28 protein-coding genes and 1 pseudogene are annotated in these 26,624 nt (G+C 71.3%); 17 read left to right on the plus strand and 12 right to left on the minus strand.

The features are described 5' to 3' along the window. Positions 1–14: 14 nt before the first annotated feature. From ACFYZB_RS09190 to ACFYZB_RS09215, 6 genes are all read right to left on the minus strand, one after another. Positions 15–197, minus strand: coding sequence for a hypothetical protein (locus ACFYZB_RS09190; protein ID WP_351206491.1), 183 nt, complete (start codon positions 195–197; stop codon positions 15–17). Positions 198–289: 92 nt separating this feature from the next. Continuing rightward, entirely contained in the window at positions 290–1,093 is an 804-nt protein-coding gene (locus tag ACFYZB_RS09195) for an FAD:protein FMN transferase (protein WP_351206489.1), read from the minus strand. Then, complete coding sequence (locus tag ACFYZB_RS09200; RefSeq protein WP_388756135.1) at positions 1,086–1,886, minus strand: FMN-binding protein; 801 nt, start codon at positions 1,884–1,886, stop codon at positions 1,086–1,088. Before ACFYZB_RS09200 ends, ACFYZB_RS09195 begins: the two co-directional genes overlap by 8 nt. Positions 1,887–1,904: 18 nt before the next feature. Further along, a complete protein-coding gene (locus ACFYZB_RS09205) occupies positions 1,905–3,287 on the minus strand; it encodes a ferric reductase-like transmembrane domain-containing protein (protein ID WP_388756138.1) in 1,383 nt (460 codons plus the stop codon). A gap of 73 nt (positions 3,288–3,360) precedes the next feature. Further along, positions 3,361–3,882: an FMN-binding protein gene (locus tag ACFYZB_RS09210; protein WP_388756140.1), complete on the minus strand. Its 522-nt coding sequence runs from the start codon at positions 3,880–3,882 to the stop codon at positions 3,361–3,363. A gap of 10 nt (positions 3,883–3,892) precedes the next feature. Beyond that, a complete protein-coding gene (locus ACFYZB_RS09215; RefSeq protein WP_388756142.1) occupies positions 3,893–5,239 on the minus strand; it encodes a ferric reductase-like transmembrane domain-containing protein in 1,347 nt (448 codons plus the stop codon). Between the two features lie 208 nt (positions 5,240–5,447). On the opposite strand from ACFYZB_RS09215, the gene ACFYZB_RS09220 reads away from it, so the two are divergent. Both ACFYZB_RS09220 and ACFYZB_RS09225 read left to right on the plus strand, forming a co-directional pair. Next, positions 5,448–6,188 (plus strand): response regulator transcription factor, encoded by a 741-nt coding sequence (locus ACFYZB_RS09220; RefSeq protein WP_351206479.1) that lies wholly within the window; start codon positions 5,448–5,450, stop codon positions 6,186–6,188. Beyond that, positions 6,185–7,666 carry a sensor histidine kinase gene (locus tag ACFYZB_RS09225; protein WP_388756145.1) on the plus strand — a complete coding sequence of 494 codons (1,482 nt, stop codon included), beginning with the start codon at positions 6,185–6,187 and terminating at the stop codon, positions 7,664–7,666. The genes ACFYZB_RS09220 and ACFYZB_RS09225 overlap by 4 nt, the downstream gene beginning before the upstream one ends. 5 nt (positions 7,667–7,671) lie before the next feature. Here ACFYZB_RS09225 and ACFYZB_RS09230 read toward each other — a convergent pair whose 3' ends face one another. The 3 genes from ACFYZB_RS09230 to ACFYZB_RS09240 all read right to left on the minus strand — a co-directional run bounded on the left by ACFYZB_RS09230 (position 7,672) and on the right by ACFYZB_RS09240 (position 9,940). Then, complete coding sequence (locus ACFYZB_RS09230) at positions 7,672–8,376, minus strand: L,D-transpeptidase (protein WP_388756148.1); 705 nt, start codon at positions 8,374–8,376, stop codon at positions 7,672–7,674. Positions 8,377–8,379: 3 nt separating this feature from the next. Beyond that, a complete protein-coding gene (locus tag ACFYZB_RS09235) occupies positions 8,380–8,967 on the minus strand; it encodes a pyridoxamine 5'-phosphate oxidase family protein (RefSeq protein WP_388756150.1) in 588 nt (195 codons plus the stop codon). A gap of 136 nt (positions 8,968–9,103) precedes the next feature. Continuing rightward, on the minus strand, positions 9,104–9,940 hold the full coding sequence (locus ACFYZB_RS09240) for a hypothetical protein (protein ID WP_388756152.1): 837 nt from the start codon (positions 9,938–9,940) through the stop codon (positions 9,104–9,106). Positions 9,941–10,111: 171 nt separating this feature from the next. Here ACFYZB_RS09240 and ACFYZB_RS09245 point away from each other — a divergent pair, with 171 nt between their 5' ends. From ACFYZB_RS09245 to ACFYZB_RS09270, 6 genes are all read left to right on the plus strand, one after another. Beyond that, the gene (locus ACFYZB_RS09245; RefSeq protein ID WP_388756155.1) at positions 10,112–11,305 is read left to right on the plus strand and encodes an argininosuccinate synthase; all 1,194 of its coding nucleotides are present in this window, start codon (positions 10,112–10,114) and stop codon (positions 11,303–11,305) included. A gap of 41 nt (positions 11,306–11,346) precedes the next feature. Then, complete coding sequence (gene argH, locus ACFYZB_RS09250) at positions 11,347–12,777, plus strand: argininosuccinate lyase (protein ID WP_388756158.1); 1,431 nt, start codon at positions 11,347–11,349, stop codon at positions 12,775–12,777. Between the two features lie 194 nt (positions 12,778–12,971). Further along, a complete protein-coding gene (locus ACFYZB_RS09255) occupies positions 12,972–13,799 on the plus strand; it encodes an alpha/beta fold hydrolase (RefSeq protein WP_388756161.1) in 828 nt (275 codons plus the stop codon). Between the two features lie 55 nt (positions 13,800–13,854). After that, complete coding sequence (locus ACFYZB_RS09260; protein ID WP_388756164.1) at positions 13,855–14,826, plus strand: aldo/keto reductase; 972 nt, start codon at positions 13,855–13,857, stop codon at positions 14,824–14,826. A gap of 82 nt (positions 14,827–14,908) precedes the next feature. Further along, the gene (locus tag ACFYZB_RS09265) at positions 14,909–15,460 is read left to right on the plus strand and encodes a TetR/AcrR family transcriptional regulator (protein ID WP_388756167.1); all 552 of its coding nucleotides are present in this window, start codon (positions 14,909–14,911) and stop codon (positions 15,458–15,460) included. After that, positions 15,457–16,980: an MFS transporter gene (locus ACFYZB_RS09270; RefSeq protein ID WP_388756170.1), complete on the plus strand. Its 1,524-nt coding sequence runs from the start codon at positions 15,457–15,459 to the stop codon at positions 16,978–16,980. Before ACFYZB_RS09265 ends, ACFYZB_RS09270 begins: the two co-directional genes overlap by 4 nt. Positions 16,981–16,997: 17 nt before the next feature. Here the strand turns inward: ACFYZB_RS09270 and ACFYZB_RS09275 are convergent, their stop codons facing one another. Beyond that, on the minus strand, positions 16,998–17,669 hold the full coding sequence (locus tag ACFYZB_RS09275; RefSeq protein ID WP_055706281.1) for a 1-acyl-sn-glycerol-3-phosphate acyltransferase: 672 nt from the start codon (positions 17,667–17,669) through the stop codon (positions 16,998–17,000). Positions 17,670–18,034: 365 nt separating this feature from the next. Between ACFYZB_RS09275 and ACFYZB_RS09280 the strand changes: the two genes are divergently transcribed. From ACFYZB_RS09280 to ACFYZB_RS09290, 3 genes are all read left to right on the plus strand, one after another. Then, complete coding sequence (locus ACFYZB_RS09280; RefSeq protein ID WP_388756173.1) at positions 18,035–19,210, plus strand: glycerophosphodiester phosphodiesterase; 1,176 nt, start codon at positions 18,035–18,037, stop codon at positions 19,208–19,210. A 92-nt stretch (positions 19,211–19,302) separates the two neighbouring features. Then, entirely contained in the window at positions 19,303–19,809 is a 507-nt protein-coding gene (locus tag ACFYZB_RS09285; protein ID WP_388756175.1) for an RNA polymerase sigma factor, read from the plus strand. A gap of 45 nt (positions 19,810–19,854) precedes the next feature. After that, on the plus strand, positions 19,855–20,352 hold the full coding sequence (locus ACFYZB_RS09290) for a GNAT family N-acetyltransferase (RefSeq protein WP_388756525.1): 498 nt from the start codon (positions 19,855–19,857) through the stop codon (positions 20,350–20,352). On the opposite strand, the gene ACFYZB_RS09295 is transcribed toward ACFYZB_RS09290, so the two are convergent. Then, entirely contained in the window at positions 20,342–20,761 is a 420-nt protein-coding gene (locus tag ACFYZB_RS09295; protein WP_388756527.1) for a hypothetical protein, read from the minus strand. The two genes, ACFYZB_RS09290 and ACFYZB_RS09295, sit on opposite strands and share 11 nt — an antisense overlap. A 7-nt stretch (positions 20,762–20,768) precedes the next feature. Beyond that, positions 20,769–21,128, minus strand: a complete 360-nt coding sequence (locus ACFYZB_RS09300) for a hypothetical protein (RefSeq protein ID WP_351206453.1) — start codon at positions 21,126–21,128, stop codon at positions 20,769–20,771. A 105-nt stretch (positions 21,129–21,233) separates the two neighbouring features. Between ACFYZB_RS09300 and ACFYZB_RS09305 the strand changes: the two are divergent. From ACFYZB_RS09305 to cbiE, 6 genes and pseudogenes are all read left to right on the plus strand, one after another. Then, a pseudogene (locus ACFYZB_RS09305) lies at positions 21,234–21,410 on the plus strand (HAD family hydrolase); the annotation flags it as partial. A 356-nt stretch (positions 21,411–21,766) separates the two neighbouring features. Beyond that, positions 21,767–22,810: a methionine ABC transporter ATP-binding protein gene (locus tag ACFYZB_RS09310; protein WP_388756178.1), complete on the plus strand. Its 1,044-nt coding sequence runs from the start codon at positions 21,767–21,769 to the stop codon at positions 22,808–22,810. Beyond that, entirely contained in the window at positions 22,807–23,550 is a 744-nt protein-coding gene (locus ACFYZB_RS09315) for a methionine ABC transporter permease (RefSeq protein WP_351206449.1), read from the plus strand. Before ACFYZB_RS09310 ends, ACFYZB_RS09315 begins: the two co-directional genes overlap by 4 nt. A 68-nt stretch (positions 23,551–23,618) precedes the next feature. Beyond that, positions 23,619–24,449: a MetQ/NlpA family ABC transporter substrate-binding protein gene (locus ACFYZB_RS09320; RefSeq protein ID WP_388756182.1), complete on the plus strand. Its 831-nt coding sequence runs from the start codon at positions 23,619–23,621 to the stop codon at positions 24,447–24,449. Positions 24,450–24,607: 158 nt separating this feature from the next. Next, a complete protein-coding gene (locus ACFYZB_RS09325) occupies positions 24,608–25,246 on the plus strand; it encodes a GNAT family N-acetyltransferase (protein ID WP_351206445.1) in 639 nt (212 codons plus the stop codon). A gap of 89 nt (positions 25,247–25,335) precedes the next feature. Further along, on the plus strand, positions 25,336–26,559 hold the full coding sequence (gene cbiE / locus ACFYZB_RS09330; RefSeq protein WP_388756185.1) for a precorrin-6y C5,15-methyltransferase (decarboxylating) subunit CbiE: 1,224 nt from the start codon (positions 25,336–25,338) through the stop codon (positions 26,557–26,559). Positions 26,560–26,624 lie beyond the last annotated feature (65 nt).

Consider the following 26,624-nt stretch of genomic DNA (forward strand, 5'->3'; position numbering starts at 1 on the left):
GCCTTCTCGGGCGATCAGTAGCCGTGGTCGCCGTGGTCGCCGTGGTCGTGGCGGTCGCCGTGGTCGTGACGGCCGAAGTCGCCGTGGCGGTCGCCGTGGTCGTGCCGGTGCCCATGCCGCGAGGTGAAGTGACGTGACGTCTCGTCGCGGCCGTGGTCACGGCGCTTGGCGGGCATGAGACTGCTGAAGATGGCCATCTGGTTTCTCCTTAAACATCCGGTACCTGAGATACGTCCCAGGACGGGAGTCGGATGGCGTTCCGGCAGAAATTTCCGGAGGAAACCGAGCGTCAGCCCAGCCGCTCGGCCAGCCCCCCGGTGCAGCGCACCTCGTCCCCGGCCGTGATCAGCAGGGCCTCCACGCCGGGCAGCGACTCCAGCCACGCCAGACCCGCCCGGGAGCCCATCGCGAAGGCCGCCGTGGCCCAGCAGTCGACCCAGGTCAGACGGGGACCGACCACCGTCACGGCCACCAGGTCCGACACCGCGGACTTCCCCGTGCGCGGATCCACGATGTGCGCGCCCCGCTCGGCCGTACCCGAGGTCGCCACGGACAGTTCGGCCAGGCCGGCCGACGAGACGACCGCCGCCAGCCCACCGGGCCGCAGCGGGTCCGCCACCCCCACCCGCCACGGCCGGTGCGGCTCCGGTGTGCCGAGGAGCTGGACGTCACCGCCCCCGTTGACGCTCACGCCGCGCACCCCGGCCACCCCCGCCAGCAGCCGCGCGGCCCGCTCGGCGGCCCAGCCCTTGACGATGCCGGTGGGATCGAGGGAGCCCCGGTAGCGCGTGCTGAACCAGCCCTCGCTCACCTGCTCCGCCTCGGCCGCGAGGTCCAGCACCTCGGCCACCTCCGGCGCGCACTGCGCCACGGTCAGCTCACCCCGGGCCAGCCGGGAGACCTCGCTGTCCTCGCGGTAGGTGCTGAACACCGCGTCCGCGCGGTGCAGACCGGCGACGGCTTCGGCCAGCGCCGCACGCACCGCGGCGGGTTCCCCGCCGCGGACGTCGAAGGAGAAGACGGTCCCCATGACCTCCTCCGCATGACGCACCGCGGCGGGAGCATCGGCCGACTCGGCCACCGTGTCAGCCACCGGCCTGGTCCAACGCCGACTGCAGCGACTTCTTGTAGCCGGTGCTGGTGTAGGTCGCGCCGGAGACGGCGTCGATGTTCGCGTTGCCGGCCGTGACGGCCTCCTGGTTGAGCTTGGGGACGGCCATGGCCGTCTTCTGGTCGCTGAGTCCGCCCTTGGGCGCCTGGACGGCGTCCGCCTTCGTGATCTTGCCACCGCTGACCGTGATCCGCACCTGGACCGGGCCGTACTGCGTCTGCGCGACCTTGCCGGTGACCGTGCGGGCCTGTGCCGTACCGGAGGAGCCGGACGTTCCGGAACCGGCGGAGCCGGAGCCTGAGGAGCCGGCCGTCTTCATCCTGTCCAGCGCCGACTGCAGCGACTTCTTGTAACCGTTGCTCGTGTACGTCGCCCCGGAGACCGCGTCGATCTGCGCGCTCTGCGCCGCGACGGCCTCCTGGTTGAGCTTGGGGATGGCCAACGCGGTCTTCTGGTCGCTCAGTCCGCCCTTGGGCGCCTGGACGGCCTCCGCCCTGGTGATCCTGCCGCCCGCGACGGTCAGCCGCACCTGCACCGTCCCGTACTGCGTCTGCGTCGCGTCACCGGTCACCGTGCCGGCGCTCGAACCGGAGGCGCCGACCGGCTGTGTGCCGCCCTGCGGTGACTGCTGCCCCGCCGTCGCCTGCGGGGCCGCGCCCGCCGCCGACGCCGCGGCCGGATCGGACGCCGGCTTCAGCGCCAGCAGCAGCACGACACCGGACACGGTCGCGGCGGTGGCCAGTACGACCCGTCGAATGGGGTGGCTCTTCCTCATCGCTTTCGTAGCTCCCGCTCACATCTCGAACGACTCGTGATGGATGCGGCGGGCGGGGACCCCCGCGCCGCGCAGTGCCTCGTACACCGACTGCGCGAACCCGGGCGGGCCGCACATGAAGACGTCGTGCCGGTCGATGTCCGGGATCTTCCGCTCGAGGTTCTCCGCGGAGATGTCCGGCCGCTCCCCGTCGGGGCTGTTCACCGCGTACATCAGCCGGGCGCCCCGCTCGTCGGCGATCTTCGCCAGCTCGTCCCACAGCGCCAGGTCCTGGGTGCTGTTGGCCCGGTACAGCAGCGTGATGTCACCGGCCGCGCCGGGCAGCGTCTCGAACAGCGCCCGCATCGGCGTGATGCCGACCCCGCCCGCGACCAGCAGCACCTTGCCCCGGCTGCGGCGCTGCGCGGTGAGCGCGCCGTACGGACCCTCGGCCCACACCCGGGTGCCGGGCGTCAGCTCGCGCAGCCGCTCGCTGTGGTCGCCGATCGCCTTCACGGTGATCCGCAGCATGTCCGGGCGGGGCGCCGCCGACAGCGAGTACGGGTGCGAGCTGAACCGCATGCCCGGAGCGAGGAACCGCCAGCGGAAGAACTGGCCCGCCTCCGCGCCCATCCGGTGCAGCTTCTGCCCGCCGATCAGCACCGACACGATGCCCGGCGTCTCCTCGATGACCGCCTCCACCCGCATCCGGTGCCGGAGGTTCAGCCGGATCGGGGTGAGGATCCGGTACCAGATCACCAGCGCGGTGACCGTGCCGTACAGGGCGTACCAGAAGGTCTTGGCGGCCGGCTCGACCGCGAAGTCGTTGCCGGTGGTGATCTGGTGCCAGAACGTCAGGAACACCGCCGCGTACGTCATCAGGTGCACGTGGTACCAGGTGTCGTACGGCATCCGGCGGCGGATCCCGCCGATCGAGGTCAGGCCGATCAGCACGAACAGGCCCGTGCCGATGGCGGCCTTGCCCACGTCGGGCAGCTGGTTGATGGAGTCGATGGTCTGCTGGACGATGTCGCCGAGCGACTTGCCCGCCTGGCGCGCGTACCCCCACATGGTGAGGAAGACGTGCGCCACGATCAGGCAGAGCGTGTAGCGGCCGCTCATCGCGTGCCAGCGGGCCACCCGGTCGGAGCCGACCCGCCGCTCCAGCGCCGGCACGCGCGCCATCTGGAGCACGACCAGCGCCATCAGATAGCCGGCCAACAGGCCGGTGATCCGGCCCGCGTTGAGGATTCTGCCGGTGTCGTCGGCGATGGACGGCGTGTTGTGCCACCAGAGCCACAGCACGGCTGCCGCGCCCGCCCAGACGGCGAGCAGCAGCGGTACGGCCGGGGAGCGGCGCGGGCGGATGCGGCGCATCGTCTGTCGGCGGGCGGCACGTCCGCCTGCGAGCGTGGTGGACACGGTTCCTCCGTGGGGACTTGACCCTTGGCCCACAGATACGTGCCGCATGTGCCGAGTGTTCAGAGTCCGGGCGTCACAGTCCGGCCGAGTCCAGCGCGGACTGCAGGGACTGCTTGTAGCCGGTGCTCGTGTACGAGGCGCCGGACACCATGTCGATGTCCGCGCTCTGCGCGGCCAGCGCCTCACGCCGCAGCTGGGGCAGCGCGTAGCTGTTGATCTCCTGGTCGCGCGGGTTGTCCGACGGGTACTGCACGGCCGTCACGTCCGTCAGCTTGCCGCTCTTGATCGTCACCCGCACCTGGACCGGACCCCAGCGGGTCTGGACGGTGTCGCCGGTGGCGGTCTTGGAGACGCCGCCCTTCGGGCCCGAGGCGGAGCCGCTCGATCCGCCCGACGACCCGCTGGATCCACTCGATCCGCTCGATCCGCTCGAAGGGGCCGAACTGCTCGACGCCGTGGGCGACTTGGTCTCGGCCGTGGCCAGCGCGGGGCTCGTGTGCGGCTTCAGCGAGAGCAGCAGCACCATGCCGGAGACGGTGGCGGCGCTCGCGAGCACGATACGGCGCAGGGGACGGCTCTTCTTCAACGCGTGCACGTGTACGACCTCACAGCTCGAACGACTCGTGGTGGATACGGCGGTCCGGCACCCCGGCCGCCCGCAGCGCCCGGTACACGTCCTGCGCGAACCCGTGCGGCCCGCAGATGTAGACGTCGTGGCCGGCGAGGCCCGGGAAGGTCGCGCGCAGGGAGTCCGCCGTGATGGCCGGACGCTCGCCCCGGGGACCGTTCAGCGCGTACAGCACCCGTGCGCCGCGCCAGCGGGCGATCGCCTCCAGCTCGCCGCCGAGCGCCAGGTCCTCGGCACTGCGCGCCCGGTACAGCAGGGTGACCTCGCCGGGCAGCGTCTCGAACAGGGCGCGCAGCGGGGTGATGCCGACGCCGGCCGCGATCAGCAGGGAGTGGTGGCTGGTGGCCCGGTCGGCGGTCATGGCGCCGTACGGGCCCTCCGCCCACACCCGGGTGCCGGGCCGCAGCAGGGCGACGGCCGCGCTGTGGTCGCCGAGCGCCTTGACCGTGATGCGCATCAGATCCGGGCGCGGCGGCGCCGACAGGGAGTACGGCGTCGACGTCCAGCCCAGTCCCTCGCCGAGGAACCGCCAGCGGAAGAACTGCCCCGGCCGCGCCCCCAGCTCGTCCAGGTGCCGCCCGCGCACGACGACCGAGTACACACCCGGCGCCTCCTTGGCGACCGAGTCCACACGCAGCTGGTGACGCCGGTTGAGGCGGACCGGGGCGAGGATCCGGTACCGCAGCACCAGGGCCGCCACCCCGCCGTACAGCACGTACCAGGCGGCGGTCGCCACTGGCTTGCCGTTGAACTCGTTCCCCAGGGTCAGCTGGTGGAAGAAGGCCAGGAAGACGGCCGCGTACGTCAGCAGGTGGACGTAGTACCAGAACTCGTGGCTGGTCCGGCGGCGCACCGCGCGGGCCGAGGTGACGCCGACCGCGAAGAGGATCAGCGTGCCGGCGGTGGCCTTGAGCATGTCCGGGTAGTCCAGCACGACGGTCACCGCCTCGTGCCAGAGCGAGGCCCGGTCCTGGGCGGCGTACCCGGTGAGGATCAGCGCGATGTGCGCCACGAGCAGGCACACCGTGTACCGGCCGGCCATCGCGTGCCAGCGCGCCACCCGGTCCGAGCCGATCCGTCGCTCCAGCAGCGGCACCCGCGCCATCAGGCCGACCAGCACCGCGCAGGCGTACCCGCACAGCAGTCCGGCGATCCGACCGGCGCCGGTCAGCCACCCGGCCGTGCCGACCACGGACCCGGTGTCCGCCCACCAGAGCGCGACCACGGCCGCCGCCCCGGCCCACAGCGCGGCCAGCACAGGCCCCGCGGGGGAGCGCCGTGCGGTCGGGGGCGGGGCCGCCCGCCGCACCTCCACGGTGGTCATCAGTCGCTGTCCCTTCGTCCGTCGTACCGGGCCACTGTGCGGCGCAAAGCTCTGAGGGACCTCTGAGCGAGGCCCTGACCAGGCCTTTTGAGAGCAGACTCAGAGGTGGTTCTCAGACCGGGTTCAGCGGAGCCGAGAGCCCTCAGAGAAAACTCAGAGCGGAGGCGGTGCCTCGCACCCCGCCACATGGGTGATGCTGGAAGGCGCGATGAACACGACCCGTTCCGGCCGCCCGGCCCTCACCCGACCCGACGGCACCCCGCTGCGCGTCCTCGTCGTCGACGACGACCCCGACCTCGCCGAGGTCCTCACCGGCGCCCTGCGCTACGAGGGCTGGGAGGTGCGGGCCGCCGGCGACGGCGCCGCGGCGCTCACCACCGCGCGCGAGCTGCTGCCCGACGCCGTCGTACTGGACGTGATGCTCCCGGACACCGACGGCTTCGCCGTGCTGCGCCGGCTGCACGAGGTGAAGCCGGACGTCTGTGTGCTCTTCCTCACGGCACGGGACGCGGTCGAGGACCGGATCGCGGGCATCACGGCGGGCGGCGACGACTACGTCACCAAGCCCTTCAGCCTGGAGGAGGTCGTGGCCCGGCTGCGCGGCCTGCTGCGCCGGGCGGGCATGGCCCGGCAGCAGGAGGACGGGCCGCGGCTGGTCGTGGGCGACCTGGTGATGGACGAGGAGGCCCGCGAGGTCACCCGGGCCGGCGAACTGATCGAACTCTCACCCACCGAGTTCGAGCTCCTCCGCTTCCTCATGCGCAACCCGCGCCGCGTGCTCAGCAAGGCGCAGATCCTCGACCGGGTCTGGTCCTACGACTTCGGCGGCCGGGCCCACGTGGTCGAGCTGTACATCTCCTACCTGCGCAAGAAGGTCGACGCGGGCCGCGAGCCCATGATCCACACCGTGCGCGGGGCGGGCTATGTCCTGAAACCGGTGACCAAGTGAGCCGTCTCTCCCGCTTCGGCGGTACGCGGCGGCTGCCCCGCCCCCGCACCCTGCGCGGGCGGCTCATCGCGGGCCTGGTCGTCCTGCTCGCCGTCAGCTGCGCCGCGGTCGGCGTGGCCGCGGTCGTGGAACTGAACGGCTTCCTCACCCGCCGGCTCGACCAGCAACTGGCACAGACCGGGCCGACCTTCCCGCAGAGCCTGGAGCACGGCACCTACAAGCCCTCCGACGGCGACGGCGACGAGCACGGGGACACCCGCCGACAGGCCGCCGAGACGTTCGGCGCCCGCCTGGTGAAGGGCCAGGTCACCAGCGCCGCGGTCGTGCCCTCGGGCGAGAACCCCGACCTCGGGGTCGAACTGACCGCCTCCGATCGCGCCGCCCTGGCCGCGGTCCCGGTGGACGGCACGGGCCACACCGTGTGCCTGTCCCACCTGCAGCACTACCGGCTGATGGCCTGGCAGGGCCGGGACGGAGACGTGCTGATCACCGGGCTGCCGACCGAGCCGGTACGGTCCGCCGTGCAGCGCCTCGAACTGGTCTCCGTGATCGTCTTCGGCCTGGCCCTGACCGCCACCGGCGTGGCCGGCGCCTTCTGGGTCCGCTGGTCCCTGCGCCCCCTCAGCCGGGTCGCCGCCACCGCCACCCGGGTCAGCGAGCTCCCGCTGGCCAGCGGCGAGGTCGCGCTGCCGCCACGCGCCCCGGACGCCGACCCCGGCACCGAGGTCGGCCGGGTCGCCGCGGCCTTCAACCGCATGCTCGGCCACGTCGAGGACGCGCTGACCAAGCGGCACGCGAGCGAGGAGCGGCTGCGCGGCTTCGCCGCCGACGCCAGCCACGAGCTGCGCACCCCGGTCGCCTCGGTGCGCGGCCACGCCGAGCTGGCCCTGCTGCATCCCGGCCCGGTGCCGCCGGAGGTCACCCGCGCCCTGCAGCGCATCACGGCCGAGTCCGCCCGCATGGGCCTGATGGTCGACGACCTTCTCCTGCTCGCCCGCCTCGACGCGGGCCGCCCCCTGGAACGCCGGCCCGTCGACCTGACCCACCTGGTCCTGGACGCGGTCGCCGACGCCCGCGCCGCGGGTCCCGGCCACCGCTGGACCCTGGACCTGCCCGAGGACCCGGTCACGGTCCCGGGCGACGCCCACCGTCTCCAGCAGGTGTTGGCCAACCTGTTGGCCAACGCTCGTTCGCATACGCCCGTCGACACCAAGGTGACGGTCACTCTGGAGGCCGATGCCGACGCGGCCCTCCTGTCCGTCCACGACGACGGCCCCGGCGTCCCCGAGGAGGTCCAGCCCGGCGTCTTCGAACGCTTCACCCGAGCCGAACACCGCCGCCCGACCGGCGCCTCGGGCTCCGGCGCGGGACTCGGCCTGTCGATCGTGGCGGCGGTGGCGGAGGCGCACGGGGGAAGTGTGAAGCTGGAGAGCGGACCGGGATCCACGACGTTCACCGTGCGGCTTCCGGCGAGCTGAGCCCTTCAGTACCGGGTCAGGGCCGTGGCTCCGTCCACCGTCCCGATGGCGATGTGCGGCTTCCGGTCCGGCTCCGCCCACTGAAGGATCTGCTGCATCGCGTCCTCCGGCACCGAGACACAACCGGCCGTCGCCGCCTGCCCGTTCACATGCAGGAAGATCCCGGCCCCGCGTCCCCGCACCGGCTGGTCGTAGTTGAAGCCGATGACGAGGCCGTATGCGTACTGGGTGCTGTAGGTGATCAGGTGCTCGGACTCCGAGGCGCGGCAGTCGGCGGGCAGCGGATCCACCCAACGGTTGTACGCCGCGGAGTCGTTGTCCTGGCACCACCAGGAGCTCTCCCGCACGGGGCGGTACATGACCTTCGTCCCCTCCGGCGCCGCCTTGATCCCGAAGGCGAACGGCAGGTCGTACAGCCCGGTCGGCGTGGTGTCCGTGCCCTGCTGGCGCGAGCTGCCCTCGGTGAGTCCCTTCGACCCGAACCGCGCCGGCGCGGAACCGGCCTGCACCCACTGTCCGTCCCGCAGGTCCCACCAGGTGACCGTCCCCGAGGTCGAGCCGATGACCGGTGCCTGGGCCGTGATCAGCTGGCTGCCTCCGCCGGTGTCCGCCATCCGCGTGGGCAGCGGCTCGGATCCGGGACCCGGTGTGAAACCGAGCACGGCGAGCGAGGAGGCGGACACGAGGGCGAGCACGACACCGGGGCGCATGGCTCAGACGGTAGACGGGGGCAGCGGCAGCGGCAGCCCGGGTAGTCCGTCCAGGCTCGTCGCGACGTGCTCCTTCTTCTCGAAGTAGGCGCTCAGCGAGGCGTCGTCCTCGCGCGCGAACCGCTTCCCGTGCAGGTCGCGGTCGCTCTCGTAGGCCATGTAGGGGACGGCGTACCCGCAGGTGTCCCGGACCAGCTCCGCATGGACGACGATGACCGCGCGCAGCCCGTGTCGGCTCGGGTCGATGTCCGGGAAATGGGCGAGCAGTTCCGCGAAGCGCGGATCGTCCCGGAAGACCGGCTCGCCCCGGCCGTGCACGCGCACGATGTTCGGCGGGCCCTGGAAGGCGCACCACATCAGGGTGATCCGGCCGTTCTCCCTGAGGTGCGCGACGGTCTCGGCGTTGGACCCGGCGAAGTCCAGGTAGGCCACGGTCAGTTCGTCGAGCACCGCGAACGAGCCCTTGAGGCCCTTGGGCGAGAGGTTGACCGTGCCGTCGCCGGACAGCGGGGCGGTCGCGGTGAAGAAGAGGGGCTGCTCCTCGATGAAGGTCCGGAGCCTGCCGTCGATGCGCTCATAGGTCTTTCCCATGTCTGACGAGTATCGACGCGATTCCTTCGGCTGTCTAAGGAAAAAGCGGAGGAGTCCGCCATCCGGACCCGCGCACCGACCTCACCGTGGCCGCCCCGGCCGGCGCTCGTCGGGGCGGCCACGGCTGCCTGCTACGTCACTTGTCGAGCGTGCAGGCGGCCAGGGTGTCCAGCCCGGTGGGTTTGGTGGTGGTGCGGCCGATGGCGGTGGCGATGCGGTCGATGGTGGAGACGCGTTTGTCCTTGAGGGGGCCGAGGATGGCGTTGTTGACGAAGTTGGGGCCGCCTTGGCCGACGGTGGTCTGCAGGCGCTTGTCGGCTTCCTGGATCTGGGTCTGCAGGAGGGTGAGGTTGCGGTCGACCTCGGCCTTGGCGGAGGCGGGGACGGCGGGGAGTCTGGAGGCGACGTCCGGGCAGGTGATGGTGCCGGCTCCGGCGGCGCCTGCGGCCGTCGTACCGGCACCGGACTGCCGGGTCGCGGTCGCGCTCGGTGTGGCGGCCCCGCCGCCCGCCGCGCCGGTGCCGCCGGCGTTCAGGGTGCAGGCGGCCAGGGTGTCCAGCCCGGTGGGTTTGGTGGTGGTGCGGCCGATGGCGGTGGCGATGCGGTCGATGGTGGAGACGCGTTTGTCCTTGAGGGGGCCGAGGATGGCGTTGTTGACGAAGTTGGGGCCGCCTTGGCCGACGGTGGTCTGCAGGCGCTTGTCGGCTTCCTGGATCTGGGTCTGCAGGAGGGTGAGGTTGCGGTCGACCTCGGCCTTGGCGGAGGCGGGGACGGCGGGGAGTCTGGAGGCGACGTCCGGGCAGGTGATGGTGCCGGGGCCGGAAAGGGTGCGGGCCTGCGTCGTGGCGCCGCTCCTGGCGGGGGTTCCCGCGAGGGCCGAGCCCGCGATCACCGCGCCGGACAGCGCCACGGCCGCCGCGCCGCCGATGACCGCCACACGACGCTTGTTGTACTTCGGAAGAGCCCTGGACATACGGATGCCTCACTTGGGTCAGGAGTGTCGTCATCGGGTGAACGCGGCGCCTGCGCTCGGCGGGAAGTACGAGAAAGCGGTTGCAGGCGTTCAAGCGCGCAGCGGATTGACGAATCATGCAGAGCTCTGCATACTCATGCATGACAGCAGGTGCAGTGTGAGGAGAAACCCGTGACCGAGCGCGTCGTACTCGCCTATTCGGGCGGTCTGGACACCTCCGTCGCCATCGGCTGGATCGCCGAGGCGACGGGCGCCGAGGTCATCGCCGTCGCGGTGGACGTCGGCCAGGGCGGCGAGGACCTGGACGTCATCCGCAAGCGCGCCCTCGCCTGCGGTGCCGTGGAAGCCGAAGTGGCCGACGCCAAGGACGAGTTCGCCGAGGAGTACTGCCTCCCCGCGATCAAGGCCAACGCCCTCTACATGGACCGCTACCCGCTGGTCTCCGCCCTCTCCCGGCCGGCGATCGTCAAGCACCTCGTCGCCGCCGCCGAGAAGCACGGCGCCACCACGGTCGCCCACGGCTGCACCGGCAAGGGCAACGACCAGGTCCGCTTCGAGGCCGGCATCGTCGCCCTGGCCCCCGACCTGAAGTGCATCGCCCCGGTCCGCGACTACGCGATGACCCGGGACAAGGCGATCGCCTTCTGCGAGGCCAAGCAGCTCCCGATCGCCACCACCAGGAAGTCCCCGTACTCCATCGACCAGAACGTCTTCGGGCGCGCGGTCGAGACGGGCTTCCTGGAGGACATCTGGAACGCCCCGATCGAGGACATCTACGAGTACACCGCCGACCCGGCGCAGCCCCGCGAGGCCGACGAGGTGATCATCACCTTCAAGGAGGGCGTCCCGGTCGCCGTCGACGGCAGGCCCGTCACCGTCCTGCAGGCGATCCAGCAGCTCAACGAGCGCGCCGGCGCCCAGGGCATCGGCCGGATCGACATGGTCGAGGACCGCCTCGTCGGCATCAAGTCCCGCGAGGTGTACGAGGCCCCGGGTGCGATCGCCCTGATCACCGCCCACCAGGAGCTGGAGAACGTCACCGTCGAGCGCGAACTCGCCCGCTACAAGCGGCAGGTCGAGCAGCGCTGGGGCGAACTCGTCTACGACGGCCAGTGGTTCTCCCCGCTCAAGCGCGCCCTGGACGGTTTCGTCGACGAGGCCAGCCGGCACGTGACCGGCGACATCCGGATGACCCTGCACGGCGGCCGGGCGGTCGTCACCGGGCGCCGGTCCCAGGAGTCGCTGTACGACTTCAACCTCGCGACCTACGACACGGGCGACACGTTCGACCAGTCCGCGGCCAGGGGCTTCATCGACATCTACGGCCTGTCGTCGAAGATCGCCGCCCGGCGGGACCTGGCCTGAGTACGGTTCGTCCATCCACCCTCTCTCTAGGAGCAGCGCAAGTGAGCAGCAACAGCGGTGACGTACGGCTCTGGGGCGGCCGTTTCGCCGACGGTCCCGCCGAGGCCCTGGCGAAGCTGTCCGCGTCCGTCCACTTCGACTGGCGGCTCGCGCCGTACGACATCGCCGGTTCGCGTGCCCACGCGCGCGTGCTGCACAAGGCCGGCCTCCTCACCGAGGACGAGCTGCAGCGCATGATCGCCGGGCTGGACCACCTGGAGGCCGACGTCGCCTCCGGCGCGTTCGTGGGCACCATCGCCGACGAGGACGTCCACACGGCCCTGGAGCGCGGCCTCCTGGAGCGCCTCGGCCCGGACCTCGGAGGCAAACTCCGCGCCGGCCGCTCCCGCAACGACCAGGTCGCGACCCTCTTCCGGATGTACCTGAGGGATCACGCCCGGACGATCGGCGGCCTGATCGCCGACCTCCAGGACGCCCTGATCGGCCTGGCCGAGGCCCACCCCGACGTCGCGATGCCGGGCCGCACCCACCTCCAGCACGCCCAGCCGGTGCTCTTCGCCCACCACGTCCTCGCGCATGTGCAGTCGCTGTCCCGGGACGCCGAGCGGCTGCGCCAGTGGGACGACCGCACGGCGGTCTCCCCGTACGGCTCCGGCGCCCTCGCCGGTTCCTCCCTGGGGCTGGACCCGGAAGCGGTCGCGCAGGACCTCGGCTTCGAGCACGGCAGCGTCGGCAACTCCATCGACGGCACGGCGTCCCGTGACTTCGTCGCCGAGTTCGCCTTCATCACCGCGATGATCGGCGTGAACCTCTCCCGGATCGCGGAGGAGATCATCATCTGGAACACGAAGGAGTTCTCCTTCGTGACCCTGCACGACGCGTTCTCCACGGGCTCGTCGATCATGCCGCAGAAGAAGAACCCGGACATCGCCGAGCTGGCGCGCGGCAAGTCCGGCCGCCTGATCGGCAACCTGACCGGCCTGCTGGCGACCCTCAAGGCCCTCCCGCTGGCCTACAACCGCGACCTGCAGGAGGACAAGGAGCCGGTCTTCGACTCCTGCGACCAGCTGGAGGTCCTGCTCCCCGCCTTCACCGGCATGATCGCCACCCTCACGGTCAACCGCGAGCGCATGGAGGAGCTGGCCCCGGCCGGCTTCTCGCTCGCCACCGACATCGCCGAGTGGCTGGTCAAGCAGGGCGTGCCGTTCCGCGTGGCCCACGAGGTCGCGGGCGAGTGCGTCAAGGTCGCCGAGGCCGAGGGCAAGGAGCTGGACGACCTCACGGACGAGCAGTTCGCGAAGATCTCCGCGCATCTCACCCCCGAGGTCCGCACGGTCCTCAACGTCCCCGGCGCCCTCGCCTCCCGCAACGGCCGCGGCGGCACGGCACCGAGCGCGGTCGCCGTACAGCTGGCGGAGGTCAGGGCGGACGTGGCGGCGCAGCACGCGTGGGCGACGGCCAGGCAGGACTGAGCACCCGTAGCACAGCACGGAGGGCCCGGACAGCCATGTCCGGGCCCTCCGTGCTGCCCGGGACCGCTCGATAACAGATGAGATTCGGCCACTGGCCGAAACCTTGACGCGGGTCTACTCGGAGGTGAGCATTCCGGTTACCGGTCGGCATTGCCGAACACCGGTCGATCAGTGTCGAGCATGAAAGGGACGTCATGCGCGCCAGACGTACACGACGGACAGCCCGCCTCCTCGCCGTCACCGCGGCGGCCGCGCTCTGCGCCCTCGGCCTCACCACCTCCGCGAGCGCCGCCGACACCCCACCGCCCGGCGCGAACAACTGGTCCTGCAAGCCGGACTCGGCCCATCCTCAGCCCGTGGTCCTGGTCGACGGCACCTTCAAGACCTCGTACGAGAACTGGCTGACCCTCTCGCCCGACCTCGTCAGCGCCGGATACTGCGTCTTCTCCTTCGACTACGGCGACCTGGAGACCGCCCCGATCCCCGACTCGGCCGCCGAACTGCGCGACTTCGTGGACGCCGTGCTCGGCGCGACCGGCGCCAAGAAGGTCGACATCGTCGGCCACAGCCAGGGCGGCATGATGCCCCGCTACTACGTGAAGTTCCTGGGCGGCGCGACCAAGGTGGACGACCTCGTCGGCATCGTCCCCTCCAACCACGGCACCACCAACCCGCTCGCCCTCGCGGCCGGTGCCACCGTCTGCCCCTCCTGCGTCGACCAGACCGCCGGCTCGGACTTCCTGCAGAAGCTCAACACCGACCCGGAGACGCCGGTCGGCCCGGACTACACGGCGATCGCCACCAAGTACGACGAGGTCGTGCTGCCGTACACCAGCGCCTTCCTGGGCGGGCCGGCCTCGTACGTGACCAACGTGCTGCTCCAGGACCGCTGCCCGCTCGACACCACCGAGCACGACCAGGCGCCCAAGTCCCCGTTGGTCGAGCAGTGGGTCCTCAACGCCCTGGGGCGGAAGGGGCCGGCCGACCCCGCCTTCGTGCCACGCTGCGTCACCGCGGGCTGAACCGCCCGCGGCTGGGTACATTGGAGGCCCTCAGCCGATCGTGCAGGGAGCCCCCATGCCGTTCAGCCGCCTGGCCGCCACGACGACGCCCACCGCGCACCTCGGACTCGGTCTCGCCGCCGTCGGCCGTCCGGGCTACATCAACCTCGGCCGGGAGGACGACCTTCCGGCCGAGCGCACGGTGGAGGCCCTGCGCGGGCGCACCCACGAACTCCTCGACGCCGCCTACGCCCAGGGCGTCCGCTACTTCGACGTGGCCCGCTCCTACGGCCGCTCCGAGGAGTTCCTGGCGGACTGGCTGAACTCCCGCCCCGACATCGACGACGTGGTCATCGGCAGCAAATGGGGCTACACCTACACCGCCGGCTGGTCGGCGGACGCCGAGACGCACGAGGTCAAGGACCACAGCCTCGCCGCTTACGAGCGGCAGCGCGCCGAGACCGACGCCGTGCTCGGCGACCGGCTCGACCTCTACCAGATCCACTCGGTGACCCCGGACAGCCCGGCCCTCACCGACAAGGACCTGCACGCCCGGCTCGCCGAGGCCGCCGCCCAGGGCCTGACCATCGGCTTCTCCACCAGCGGTCCCGCCCAGGCGGACGCGATCCGCGCCGCTCTGCAGGTGACCACCGGCGGCGAACCCCTCTTCCGCACCGTCCAGTCGACGTACAACGTGCTGGAGACCTCGGCGGCGCCCGCGCTCGCCGAGGCGCACGACGCCGGCCTCACCGTGATCGTCAAGGAGGGCATGGCCAACGGCCGGCTGGCCACGCAGAACGCCCCGGAGCCGCTCAGGGCCGTCGCCGAGGAGACCGGCCTCGGCTGCGACGCGGTGGCGCTCGCCTGGATCCTGTGCCGGCCCTGGGCGGGCGTCGTGCTCTCCGGTGCCGCGACGGTCACCCAGCTCGTCTCCAACCTCCACGCTCCCGCCGTCGACCTCGACGCGGACCAGTTGACCCGCCTCGCCACGCTCGCCGAGGACCCGCGCGCCTACTGGGAGCGGCGCGGCCGGCTGCCCTGGCACTGACGGTCACCGCTCCGACCAGCGAAGATGAGTCACGTGCGCCCAATGTGAGACAAGATTGTCTCATCTGGTTTATCCTTGTCTCATGGCTCTCGATCGTGACCAGGTGCTGCGCAGTGCGGCCGCCCTGCTGACCCGCAAATCCACCGCGACCATGGACGAGGTCGCCAAGGCCGCCGGGATCAGCCGGGCCACCCTGCACCGTCACTTCGCCGGGCGCGACGCCCTCGTACGGGCGCTGGAGGCCCTCGGCATCGAGGAGTGCGAGGCGGCGGTCGACCGGGCCCGGCCGGACGAGGGGCCCGCGAGCGAGGCCGTACGCAGGCTGGTGCGCGAGATCCAGCCCGCCGCCGGACTGCTCGCCTTCCTGTACGGCGAGAGCCAGCTATGGGAGGGCGACCGGCAGAACGAGGGCTGGCTCCGCCTGGACGCCCGCATCGGAGCGCTGTTCCAGCGCGGACAGCAGGCGGGGGAGTTCCGTATCGACCTCACCCCGGTCTGGCTCACCGAGGCGCTGTACGGCCTGACGGCCTCCTGCGCCTGGGCCACCCTGGACGGCCGCGTGGCCGCCCGGGACTTCCCGACGATGGTCGCCGAGCTGCTGCTCGGCGGCGCGCTACGAAGAGAGGAATCATGACCAGCACCCTGCAGCCGGCCGCGACGACGGAGGCGGTGACACGCCCGGGCCGCTGGCTCGCGCTGTCCGTCCTCGTCCTGGCCGTGCTGCTGGTGGCCGTCGACGCCACCGTCCTCGGCCTGGCGACCCCTTACATCAGCGAGGACCTCAACCCCTCCGGCACCCAGCTCCTGTGGATCGGCGACGTCTACTCCTTCGTCATCGCCGGTCTGCTGGTCTCCATGGGCAGCCTCGGCGACCGCATCGGCCGCAAGCGGATCCTGCTCGGCGGTGCCACCGCGTTCGGCGCGATATCCGTGCTCAACGCCTACGCCACGACACCCGAACTGATGATCCTGGCGCGGGCACTGCTCGGTGTCGCGGGCGCGACCCTGATGCCCGCCACCCTCGCTCTGATCCGCAACCTCTTCCACGACCCGCGCGAGCGCAGCCTCGCGGTGGGCATCTGGGGTGCGACCGCCTCCGCCGGCACGGCCGTCGGCCCGATCACCGGCGGCTTCCTCCTCGAGCACTTCTGGTGGGGCTCGGTCTTCCTGATCAACCTGCCGGTGATGGCCGTCCTGGTCCTGGTCGGCATCCGCACCCTGCCCGAGTCCCGCAACCCCGACCCCGGCCCCTGGGACCTGATCAGCGTCGTCCTGTCGCTGGTCGGCATGATCGCCGTGGTGTACGCGGTCAAGGAGGCCGCCACGCACGGGTTCACCCGGCCGGTGCTCGCCACCGCACTGCTCGGCGCGGCGGCCCTGTACGGGTTCGTCCACCGCCAGCTCACCATGCCGACCCCGCTGCTGGACATGCGGCTGTTCCGGCGCCGTGGCTTCAGCGGGGCGGTCCTCGCCGACCTGCTGACGGTGCTCGGCATGTCCGGCCTGGTGTTCTTCCTCTCCCAGTACCTGCAACTCGTCCAGGGCAGGCGCCCGTTCGAGGCGGGCCTGGCCGAACTGCCCGCCGCGGTGGGCGCGGTGGCGGCAGGCCTGGTCGCGGGCCGCGCGGCCCGGCGCTTCTCGGTCCGCGCCGTGGTCTCGGGCGGCCTCGCGGCCGTCGGCCTGGCCCTGGCTGTGCTGACGGCACTCGGCCGGTCCACCGGCTACCCGGTCCTCGGCGCCGCGCTCCTGGTCGTGGGCATCGGCGCGGGCTTCTCCTTCACGGTCACCGCCGACGTGATCCTCTCCAGCGTGCCCAGGGAACAGGCGGGCGCTGCCTCGGCGGTCTCCGAGACGGCGTACGAACTGGGCGCGGCCCTCGGTATCGCCCTGCTCGGCTCCATCGTCACGGGCACCTACCGCGACTTCACGGGCCCGGCCGGCACCCCGCCCCAGGCACACGAATCACTGGGCGCGGCGGTGGAGGCGGCAACAAGAATGCCCCCGCACACGGCGGAGGCACTCCTGAACGCGTCCCGGGAGTCCTTCATCCACGGTTTGCAGCTGGCGTCGGGGGCGGGAGCGGCGGTCCTGCTGGGAACGGCAGCGGCGGCGTGGTTCCTGTTGAGGGGACAGGAACTGGAAAACGCCGGGTGAGGTGAGGCCGCAAGCGACTAGGCGGCCTTGGCCTTCGTCGCATACATGTCCACGTACTCCTGACCGGACAACCGCATGACCTCGGCCATCACCGAGTCGGTCACCGCCCGCAGCACGTACCGGTCCCGGTCCATGCCCTCGTACCGGGAGAACTCCATCGCCTCACCGAACCGCACGGTCACGCGGCCGGGCCGCGGCATCCCCGCCCCGCCCGGCTGCAGCTTGTCCGTGCCGATCATCGCGAAGGGGACCACAGGCGCGCCCGTCATCAGCGTGAGGCGGGCGATGCCGGTACGGCCACGGTAGAGGCGGCCGTCGGGAGAGCGCGTGCCCTCCGGGTAGATGCCGAAGATCTTGCCCTCTTCGAGGACGCGCCGCCCGGTCATCAGCGCCGCCACACCGCCGCGCCCGCCGTCCCGGTCCACCGGGATCATGCCGACGCCCGTGAAGAACCACGCCATCAGCCGTCCCTTGAGGCTCTTGCCGGTGACGTACTCGTCCTTGCCGATGAAGAAGACCTGCCGGTCGCACACGAGCGGCAGGATCATCGAGTCGATGAAGGTGAGGTGATTGCCGGCCAGGATGACCGGGCCGTCCCCCGGGATGTGCTCCACGCCCTCCACCTGTGGGCGGAACATCAGGCGCATGATCGGTCCGAGCACTGCCTTGATGAGCGCGAAGCGGGACAACGGGTCCTCCGATGCCGAGGGGTCGATATGAGTCTGTGCAGGTGAGGACATTACTCGCGGCCCCGGGCGTGGCGCACATCGGGTGCGGCCGGTTCACCGAGGTCTTACGAAGTGTTGACGCGGGTTTACCTGCGGTGACGCCTCGGGGACGGGCCGTAACACCCCGGAGACGGTGTGACGGAGATCGCGCGAAGCCCTCACCCGGTCGGCCGCCAGGCCCCGCCCGCGGACACGACGGGCCGTCACCATCCGGTACCCACAGGACATACGGCGTCACCCGGGCGTTCCGGCGGGGGACTCCCTTCGGCCATGTGCACGCCCCTACGATCGGCCCGCATCCACGAGCGGACGGCAGGAGGGCGCTGATGGGCAGCGACCAGGAGAACCAGAAGACCCAGGGCACCGGGCGGCGGGCGATCCTCGGCGCGGCGGTGTTCGGCGCGGGCGGAGCGGTCCTCGGGCTGCCGGGCGCGGCCGAGGCCGCCGGGACCCGGCCGGCCGGACAGGGCGGCCGGGGCCTGAAGAGCCTGCCGGTGCCGACGATCATCGGTCACCGCGGCGCCGCCGGCTACCGCCCCGAGCACACCTTCGGCTCGTACGACCTGGCCCTGGACCTGGGTGCAGACGTCGTCGAGGCCGGTGACCTGGTGGCCACCAAGGACGGCCATCTGGTGTGCCGGCACGAGCCGGAGATCGGCGGCACCACGGACGTCGCCGCGCACCCGGAGTTCGCCGACCGCAAGACCACGAAGATGCTGGACGGGGTCGCCACCACCGGCTGGTTCACCGAGGACTTCACCCTCGCCGAGCTGAAGACCCTGCGCGCGGTCGAGCGCATCCCGGCCAACCGGCCGCACAACACCCTGTACAACGGGCGCTGGGAGATACCCACGTTCGAAGAGGTCCTGAAGTGGCAGGACGAGCAGACCCGCAAGCGCGGCAAGCAGGTCTGGATCTACCCCGAGACCAAGCACCCCACCTACTTCCGCAAGCTGGGCCTGGGCCTGGAGGAGCGGGTGGCGAAGCTGTTGCACAAGTACGGCAAGGACGGCCGGAACTCGCCCGTGATCCTGCAGTCCTTCGAGCCCAGCAGCATCCAGAAGCTGAACCAGCTGGTGGACAACCCGCTGGTCGTGCTGCTCTCCTCGGCGGACAGCCGCCCCTACGACTTCGTCGAGGCGGGCGACCCGCGCACGGTCGCCGACCTGATCACGCCCAAGGGCCTCAGGGAGATCGCCGGCTACGCCCAGGGCATCGGCCCGACCCTGGACCTGGTCATCCCGAAGGACGCGAACGGCAACCTCACCCGGCCGACGACCCTGGTCTCCGACGCGCACAAGGTGGGCCTGGTCCTGCACCCCTACACCATGCGCAACGAGAACCCCTTCCTCCCGGCCGAGTACCGCAAGGGCAGCACGGCCGACGGCTACGGCGACCCCTTCGGCGCCTTCAGGACGTACTTCGCGACCGGTATCGACGGTGTCTTCACCGACAACGCCGACACCGGCCTGCTCGCCCGCGCCGACTTCCTGGCCGGCTGACCACGTCAACCGACAGTCCTACAGTCACCTCGTTCGGGGTGACTGTGCGCCGCCCCGGAAACCCGCTCCCGGGGCGGCGCGTCGTTCCGCATATGACGTACGACTTGGTGGCCGCCCTGGGTCCGCTGCTCACCGCCGAGGCCTCGGCCGAGGCATATGCCGCCGGGAGCGAACCGGGCGACCTGGAGCAGGCCGTCTGGCTCCGCCTCCTGGAGCGGCTGCAGACCGACGGGCCGCCGCCGGACCCGCAGGGCTGGCTGCGCAGGGCCGTCCGGGCCGAGGCCCGCCGCAGCCGCCGTACCACCCGCCGGGAGCGCCCGTACGGCACCGAGCCGGCCGACGAAGCCCGCGCCGATCCCGAGAGTCACGTCCTCGCCGCCGCCCGGTACCGCGCGCTGCGCGACGCCGTGCGCCGGCTGCCCGGCCGTTGCCCCCGGCTCATCGAGGCCCTGTTGTCCCCGAGGGACCTCACATACCGGGAGATCGCGGGGGAGTTGGGTATCTCACAGGGCAGTCTCGGCCCGGAACGCTCCAGATGTCTGGGATGTCTGCGCCGATTGCTGACGCCGGAGGTTGCGGCCCGCGAAGTGCGGGGATAGGAGTGAGGAACGACAGGTGATCAGGTGAGCGGGAGGCGTGCGCACATGGGCATGAGCGTGACCATCTCGGTGGCGACCGAGCAGGACGCGGAGCAGATCTTCAGGCTCCAGTACCTGTGCTTCCAGAGCGAGGCGGCGCTGTACGGCAACTACCGCATCGACCCGCTCGTCCAGACCCTGGACTCCGTCCGCCAGGAGGTCGCCTCCGACTGCGTCTTCGTCGCCCGGCTCGGCGAGGAGGTGGTCGGCTCGGTGCGCGGCAAGGTCACCGAGGGCGGCGCCGCCGCCATCGGCAAGCTCTGCGTCCACCCGCGCCTGCAGGGCCACGGCATCGGCGCGCGGCTGCTGCGCGCGGCCGAGGCGGCGCTGGCCGAGGAGCGCGGCGCCACCCGCTTCCGCCTCTTCACCGGCCACCGCAGCGAGGGCAACCTCCGTCTGTACCGCCGCTCGGGCTACGAGACGGTGGGCAGGTCGAAGGGTGCCGACGGAGTCGAGCTGATCGTCCTCGAGAAGCAGGCGGGGACGTACGCGGCTACGGCGTGACGGCGTTGCGGGCCTTCCGCAACCAGTACATGGCGGAGATCGGCAGCAGCACCGGGATGAAGACGTAACCGGCTCCGTAGTACGACCACACGGTCGCGTCCGGGAACGCCGAGCGGTCGGCCAACGTCCACGTACCGACGATCAGCACGCCCGCGAGCTCGGCGGCGCAGCACACCAACGCCGCCCGCCGGGCCGTCTCCCCGCCCCGGATGAGGGTGTAGGTGATGAACCCGTACACGACACCGGCCACCGCGGACAGCGCATAGGCGAGCGGCGCCCGGTCGAACTCCGTGCTGATCTGGTACGCGGAACGCGACACCGCGCCCACCACCATCACGCCGTAGAACCAGACGAGCAGCATGCCCGGCCCGCTGATCAACCGGGCCGGCTTCTCCTCCACCGCCGTCATCTCGGCCTCAGCCTCCCCAGATGTCATAGAGCCGCACCTCCAGCACGGCCAGCACCACACCGCCCGCGGCGACGGTCACCGACCCCCACTTGGTCCGCTCGGCCAGGGACATGAACCCCGCCGCCGGAACACACGCGAACGCGCCCAGCAGATACGCCACGAAGATCGTCGTGCCCTGCGCCGGCTTCTCGCCCCGCGCCAGCTGCACGATCCCGACCACCAGCTGGACCACGGCCAGCACCGACACCACGGCCATGCCGATGAAGTGCCAGTCCTTGGTCGGCTGGTCCCGGTAGGCGGCCCAGCCGCACCAGGCGGCGAGCAGCAGCGCGGCGACCCCGGTCGCCAGCGTCAGGGCATTGAGCATGCGGTGACCTTATTACGGCGGAAACGGACGCCGGCCGCCGACCCCGCCCGAAGGGCATGGGGTCCGGACCGCGCCGCAGGGTCCCGGCATGCCGATCCACGCGCAGACGCCCCGGCCGGACTCCCGGCAGGCCGCGCCGCCGGAATGACCACCGTGGCGTTGGCCACAACCCACCGCGCGGACGAACTCGACGCCGATCTCGCGGTGCAGGACCTGTCGGCCCTGTCGGCCCTGTCCGCACTGGTCACCGACGGGGGCGTGGAGATCTCCGTCCGCGGCTGAGCCCCAGGTCCGGGCTGTCCGCCGCTGTCCACTATCCGGACAGCGGCGACCGGTCAGGACCGTAGGTCTGGTTTACTGATCGCATGACCACGACGAGCTGCCGCACCCTTGCGACCGAGGCGACCATGACGCCCGGTGCTCGTTGTATGTGTCGCCTGATGTGCCGAATGTGAGCCTTCCAGAGGGCCCCCGCATCAGCTGAGCCTCGCGCCCCGAAGCGAGAGCCGTGGCATGTCCGTGCGCCGTATCCGTACGACACGCTCCGTACGAGACGCACATCCACTCCTCATGCCTGACCGCATGCACCCGTGCCCGGGCACACCCACGCCCGCGCAACCGACAGTGACGGAAATCCTGTGATCACCACCTCGGGCCTGACCAAGGTCTACCGCTCCCGCGGCCGTGAGGTCACCGCCCTCGACGGCGTCGATCTCCACGTCCGCGAAGGCGAGGTCTACGGCGTCATCGGCCAGTCCGGCGCCGGCAAGTCCTCCCTCATCCGCTGCGTCAACCTGCTGGAGCGCCCCACCTCCGGCACCGTGTCCGTCGCCGGGCAGGACCTCACCGCCCTCGCCGGCCGCGGCCCGCGCGCCGGCAAGGAGCTGCGCCGGGCGCGCAGCCGCATCGGCATGGTCTTCCAGCACTTCAACCTGCTCTCCTCGCGGACCGTGCAGGACAACGTCGAGCTGCCGCTGGAGATCCTCGGCACGTCAGGCAGGGAACGGTCCCGCAAGGCGCTGGAGCTGCTCGACCTGGTCGGCCTCGCCGACAAGGCGAAGGCCTACCCGGCCCAGCTCTCCGGCGGCCAGAAGCAGCGCGTCGGCATCGCCCGCGCCCTGGCCGGCGACCCCAAGGTGCTCCTCTCCGACGAGGCCACCAGCGCGCTCGACCCCGAGACCACCCGCTCCATCCTGAAGCTGCTGCGCGACCTGAACCGGCAGCTGGGGCTGACGGTCCTGCTCATCACCCACGAGATGGACGTCGTGAAGGCGGTCTGCGACTCCGCCGCCCTCATGGAGAGGGGCCGGATCGTGGAGTCCGGCACGGTCAGCGAGCTGCTGGCCACCCCCGGCTCCGAGCTGGCCGCCGCGCTGTTCCCGGTGAGCGGCGAGCGCACGGACTCCGACCGCACCGTCATCGACGTCACCTTCCACGGCGAGGCCGCGACCCAGCCGGTCATCTCCCAGCTCGCGCGCACCTACAACATCGACATCTCGATCCTCGGCGCCGCCATCGACACCGTCGGCGGCCTCCAGATCGGCCGGATGCGCATCGAACTGCCCGGCCGCTACGAGGACAACGTGGTGCCGATCGGGTTCCTGCGCGAACAGGGCCTGCAGATCGACGTGGTGGGCCAGGAGGGCCAGAACTCCGTGCTGGTGAAGGAAGGTGCCAAGTGACCTGGTCCGAGATGCAGCCGCTGCTGTCGCAGGCGTGTTGGGACACGCTCTACATGGTCGGCTGGTCCACGGCGATCGCCGTCGTCGGCGGGCTTCCGCTCGGCCTGCTCCTCGTCCTCACGGACCGGGGCGGCCTGCTCCAGAACGTCGTCGTGAACAAGGTCATCGGCCAGGTCGTGAACGTCGCCCGCTCGATGCCGTTCATCATCCTGATGGTCGCGCTGATGACCTTCACCCGCTGGATCACCGGTACGACCATCGGCCGCGAGGCCGCCATCGTGCCGCTGGCGATCGGGGCGATCCCGTTCTTCGCGCGGCTGGTCGAGATGTCCGTCCGCGAAGTGGACAACGGTCTCGTCGAGGCGGTGCAGTCCATGGGCGGCAGCACATGGAAGGTCGTCCGCAGCGTCCTCGTGCCCGAAGCGCTCCCCTCTCTCATCTCCGGCGCCACCACCACGATCGTCGCCCTCATCGGCTACTCGGCCATGGCGGGCACGGTCGGCGCCGGCGGCCTCGGTGACGTCGCCGTCCGCTACGGCTACCAGCGCTTCGAGACCGGCATGATGTGGATCACCGTCGCCATCCTGGCCGTCGTCATCGCCCTGCTCCAGTTCGTCGGCGACTTCGCCGCCCGTTCGCTGCACCGCCGTAGCGGCAGGACCGGCGGACTGCTCCTCTTCAAGCCGCTGAGCGGCATCTTCCCCGGCACGGTCGCCGCCGACGCCGCCAAGAAGAGCTGACCCGCTCCCCAGGACTCCCCGTGGACCCATACACGGGGTCGCACCACCCTTAAGGAAAGGCACTTTTCGTGCGTAACACCGCCAAGCTCACCACCGCCGTCCTCGCCGCCGGAGCCCTCACCTTCGGGCTGACCGCCTGCGGCTCCGGCAAGTCCTCTGCCTCCGCCGACTACAGCGGCCCGCTGGTCGTCGCCGCGAGCCCCACCCCGCACGCCGAGATCCTGAACTTCGTCAAGGACAAGCTGGCGAAGAAGGCGGGCCTCGACCTGGAGGTCAAGGAGTTCACGGACTACATCACGCCGAACACGGCGACCGAGGACGGCTCGGTGGACGCCAACTACTTCCAGAACCAGCCGTACCTGGACGACTTCAACGCCAAGCGCGGCACCCACATCGTGCCCGTCGTCACGGTGCACCTGGAGCCGCTCGGCCTGTACTCCCACAAGGTCAAGAAGGCCGACGCCCTGAAGAGCGGTGCGACCATCGCCGTCCCGAACGACGCGGTCAACGAGGCCCGTGCCCTGAAGCTGCTCGCTGCCAACGGGCTCATCACCCTCAAGCCCGGCGCCGGCAACGAGGCCACCCCGCAGGACATCGCCAAGAACCCCAAGAACCTCACGTTCAAGGAGGTCGAGGCGGCCCAGACCCCGCGTTCCCTGGACGACGTGGACGCCGCCGTCGTCAACGGCAACTACGCCATCTCGGCCGGTCTGAAGCCCGCCAAGGACGCGATCGTCCTCGAGTCCGCCAAGAACAATCCGTACGGCAACTTCCTCGCCGTGAAGAAGGGCAACGAGAAGGACCCGCGGGTCGAGAAGCTCGCCAAGCTCCTCGTCTCGCCCGAGGTCAAGAAGTTCATCGAGGACAAGTACCAGGGCTCGGTCATCCCGTCCTTCTGAACCGCCCCGTAGGTCCGACGGCACGTATACGGCGTTTCGTGACGCACGGGGTCCACTCCCTCACCCGGGGTGGACCCCGTCGTGCGGTTCAGTGGTTTCATGCTGCATGCTGGGCAGTTCGCAGGCCCTGAAGGTTTTCCGAAGTTACGGAGCGGCGCATGACTGGCACCTTTCCCAACGTCTCCATCAGCACGGAGCGGTTGGTGCTGCGCCCCTTCGAGGAGTCCGACATCGAGGCCTTCGCCGAGATGATGAACGACGAACTGGTCACCGCCTGGACCTCCGTCCCCCAGCCCTACACCGAGGCCGACGCCCGGCACTGGATCACCGAACTCGCCCCGGCCGAACGCACCGAGGGCCGCGGCATCGTGTTCGCCGTCGACGAGTTCCTCACCCAGCGCCTCGTCGGCATCGTCCATCTGCAGAACACCGACTGGCGGGTGCGTGCGACGGAGATCGCCTACGTCATCGCGCCATGGGCCCGCGGCGAGGGCTATGCCTCCGAGGCCGCCCTGGCGACCGCGCAGTGGCTGTTCCACGACCAGAATTTCGAACGCCTGGAGCTGCGCACCGCCGCCGACAACACCGCCTCCCAGCAGGTCGCCCAGAAGATCGGCTGCATCAGCGAGGGTGTCCTGCGCGGCGCCTGGATAGCCCGCAGCAGGTCCGGCGAGGGCACCTGGGCGGATGTCCGCACCGACGTCATCGTCTGGAGCCTGCTGCCGGAGGACCTGGCCGGGGCCGGCGAGCAGCTGGCCGACACGGGCGGTTTCACGTCCTACTCGGACTGGAACTGATCCTTCCGCGCCTCACCAGGTACCCTCACGGAGCCCGCACACGGGCCCCTCCCCTCTGACGAGCTGCGAAGACCTGGAGAGAGACGACGATGGCCGACCGGGTCACGGTGATCGGCTGGGACGGCTCGCCGCTGACCGACGCGGCGCGCGCCGCCCTCGGCGCCGCCACGCTCGTGGCGGGCGCGGCCCACCATCTGGCGCTGCCCGAGGTCCCGCCCACGGCCGAACGCGTCCGCCTGGGCAGCGTCGCGCTCGCCGCCCGCCGGATCGCCGCCCACCGCGGTACCGCCGTCGTGCTCGCCGACGGCGACCCCGGCTTCTTCGGCGTCGTACGCACCCTGCGCGCCCCGGAGTTCGGCCTGGAGGTCGAGGTCGTCCCCGCCGTGTCCTCCGTGGCCGCCGCCTTCGCCCGCGCCGGCATGCCCTGGGACGACGCCCAGGTGGTCGTCGCCCACCCCCGCACCCTGCGCCGGGCCGTGAACGTGTGCCGCGCCCACACCAAGGTCGCCGTCCTCACCGCACCCGGCGCGGGACCCGCCGAACTCGGGCTCCTGCTGGAGGGCGTGCACCGGACCTTCGTCATCTGCGAGGAACTGGGCACCGAACGCGAGCAGGTCACCGTCGTCACCTCCGACAAGGCCGCCGACCACACCTGGCGCGACCCCAACGTGGTCATCGTCATCGGCGGCCCCGTGGGAGCCGGTGACAGCGGCGGCTGGATCGCCGGGCGCGACCCGGGCGCCGGCCCGCGCGGCTGGGTGCAGCCCGACGCGTCGTACGGCGACGGACCCGGTGGCGGCCTCGGCGAGGGCGAGAGGGAGCTGCTGCGCGCCGCCCAACTCGCCCGCCTCGGGCCCCGGGTCGGCGACCTGGTCTGGGACATCGGCTGCGGCTCCGGCGCGTTCGCGGCCGAGGCCGCGCGCGCCGGAGCGGCCGTCATCGCCGTCGACCGGGACCCGGGCGCCTGCGTCCGCACCGAGGCGGCCGCGCGCCGGTACGGCGTCCAGCTCCAAGTGGTCCAGGGCACCGCTCCGCACGTCCTGGAGAACCTCCCCGAACCGGACGTCGTCCGGGTCGGCGGCGGGGGAGCGGCCGTGGTCTCCGCGGTCGCCGACCGGCGCCCGCAGCGCATCGTCACGCACGCCGCGACCCGCGACGCGGCCGAACTCGTCGGGCGCGACCTGACCGAGCACGGATACCAAGTCGAGTGCGCGCTGGTGCAGTCCGTCGCACTCGACACCCGCGCCTGGACCGAGACCGAGCGGAGTGTCGCGTTCCTGCTCAGCGGCGTTCTTCCGGATCGCGCCCCGTGATCCTGTTGTCGTACTGCGCGCGGTAGGCTGGCCGATCGTTGTGCCACACCGGGCGGCCCGGAACT

The sequence above is a fragment of the Streptomyces sp. NPDC001852 genome, from assembly GCF_042891825.1.
Lineage (GTDB): Bacteria > Actinomycetota > Actinomycetes > Streptomycetales > Streptomycetaceae > Streptomyces.

What these genes read in the sequence shown, in the direction of transcription:
- ACFYZB_RS09200 (WP_388756135.1), bottom strand. Translation starts at nt 1,886, where the DNA reads ATGAGGAAGAGCCACCCCATTCGACGGGTCGTACTGGCCACCGCCGCG.
- cbiE (WP_388756185.1), top strand. Translation starts at nt 25,336, where the DNA reads ATGGCCGACCGGGTCACGGTGATCGGCTGGGACGGCTCGCCGCTGACC.
- ACFYZB_RS09325 (WP_351206445.1), top strand. Translation starts at nt 24,608, where the DNA reads ATGACTGGCACCTTTCCCAACGTCTCCATCAGCACGGAGCGGTTGGTG.
- ACFYZB_RS09255 (WP_388756161.1), top strand. Translation starts at nt 12,972, where the DNA reads ATGCGCGCCAGACGTACACGACGGACAGCCCGCCTCCTCGCCGTCACC.
- ACFYZB_RS09265 (WP_388756167.1), top strand. Translation starts at nt 14,909, where the DNA reads ATGGCTCTCGATCGTGACCAGGTGCTGCGCAGTGCGGCCGCCCTGCTG.
- ACFYZB_RS09220 (WP_351206479.1), top strand. Translation starts at nt 5,448, where the DNA reads ATGAACACGACCCGTTCCGGCCGCCCGGCCCTCACCCGACCCGACGGC.
- ACFYZB_RS09280 (WP_388756173.1), top strand. Translation starts at nt 18,035, where the DNA reads ATGGGCAGCGACCAGGAGAACCAGAAGACCCAGGGCACCGGGCGGCGG.
- ACFYZB_RS09270 (WP_388756170.1), top strand. Translation starts at nt 15,457, where the DNA reads ATGACCAGCACCCTGCAGCCGGCCGCGACGACGGAGGCGGTGACACGC.
- ACFYZB_RS09300 (WP_351206453.1), bottom strand. Translation starts at nt 21,128, where the DNA reads ATGCTCAATGCCCTGACGCTGGCGACCGGGGTCGCCGCGCTGCTGCTC.
- ACFYZB_RS09295 (WP_388756527.1), bottom strand. Translation starts at nt 20,761, where the DNA reads ATGACGGCGGTGGAGGAGAAGCCGGCCCGGTTGATCAGCGGGCCGGGC.
- ACFYZB_RS09260 (WP_388756164.1), top strand. Translation starts at nt 13,855, where the DNA reads ATGCCGTTCAGCCGCCTGGCCGCCACGACGACGCCCACCGCGCACCTC.
- ACFYZB_RS09230 (WP_388756148.1), bottom strand. Translation starts at nt 8,376, where the DNA reads ATGCGCCCCGGTGTCGTGCTCGCCCTCGTGTCCGCCTCCTCGCTCGCC.
- ACFYZB_RS09190 (WP_351206491.1), bottom strand. Translation starts at nt 197, where the DNA reads ATGGCCATCTTCAGCAGTCTCATGCCCGCCAAGCGCCGTGACCACGGC.
- ACFYZB_RS09235 (WP_388756150.1), bottom strand. Translation starts at nt 8,967, where the DNA reads ATGGGAAAGACCTATGAGCGCATCGACGGCAGGCTCCGGACCTTCATC.
- ACFYZB_RS09285 (WP_388756175.1), top strand. Translation starts at nt 19,303, where the DNA reads ATGACGTACGACTTGGTGGCCGCCCTGGGTCCGCTGCTCACCGCCGAG.
- ACFYZB_RS09290 (WP_388756525.1), top strand. Translation starts at nt 19,855, where the DNA reads ATGGGCATGAGCGTGACCATCTCGGTGGCGACCGAGCAGGACGCGGAG.
- ACFYZB_RS09215 (WP_388756142.1), bottom strand. Translation starts at nt 5,239, where the DNA reads ATGACCACCGTGGAGGTGCGGCGGGCGGCCCCGCCCCCGACCGCACGG.
- ACFYZB_RS09240 (WP_388756152.1), bottom strand. Translation starts at nt 9,940, where the DNA reads ATGTCCAGGGCTCTTCCGAAGTACAACAAGCGTCGTGTGGCGGTCATC.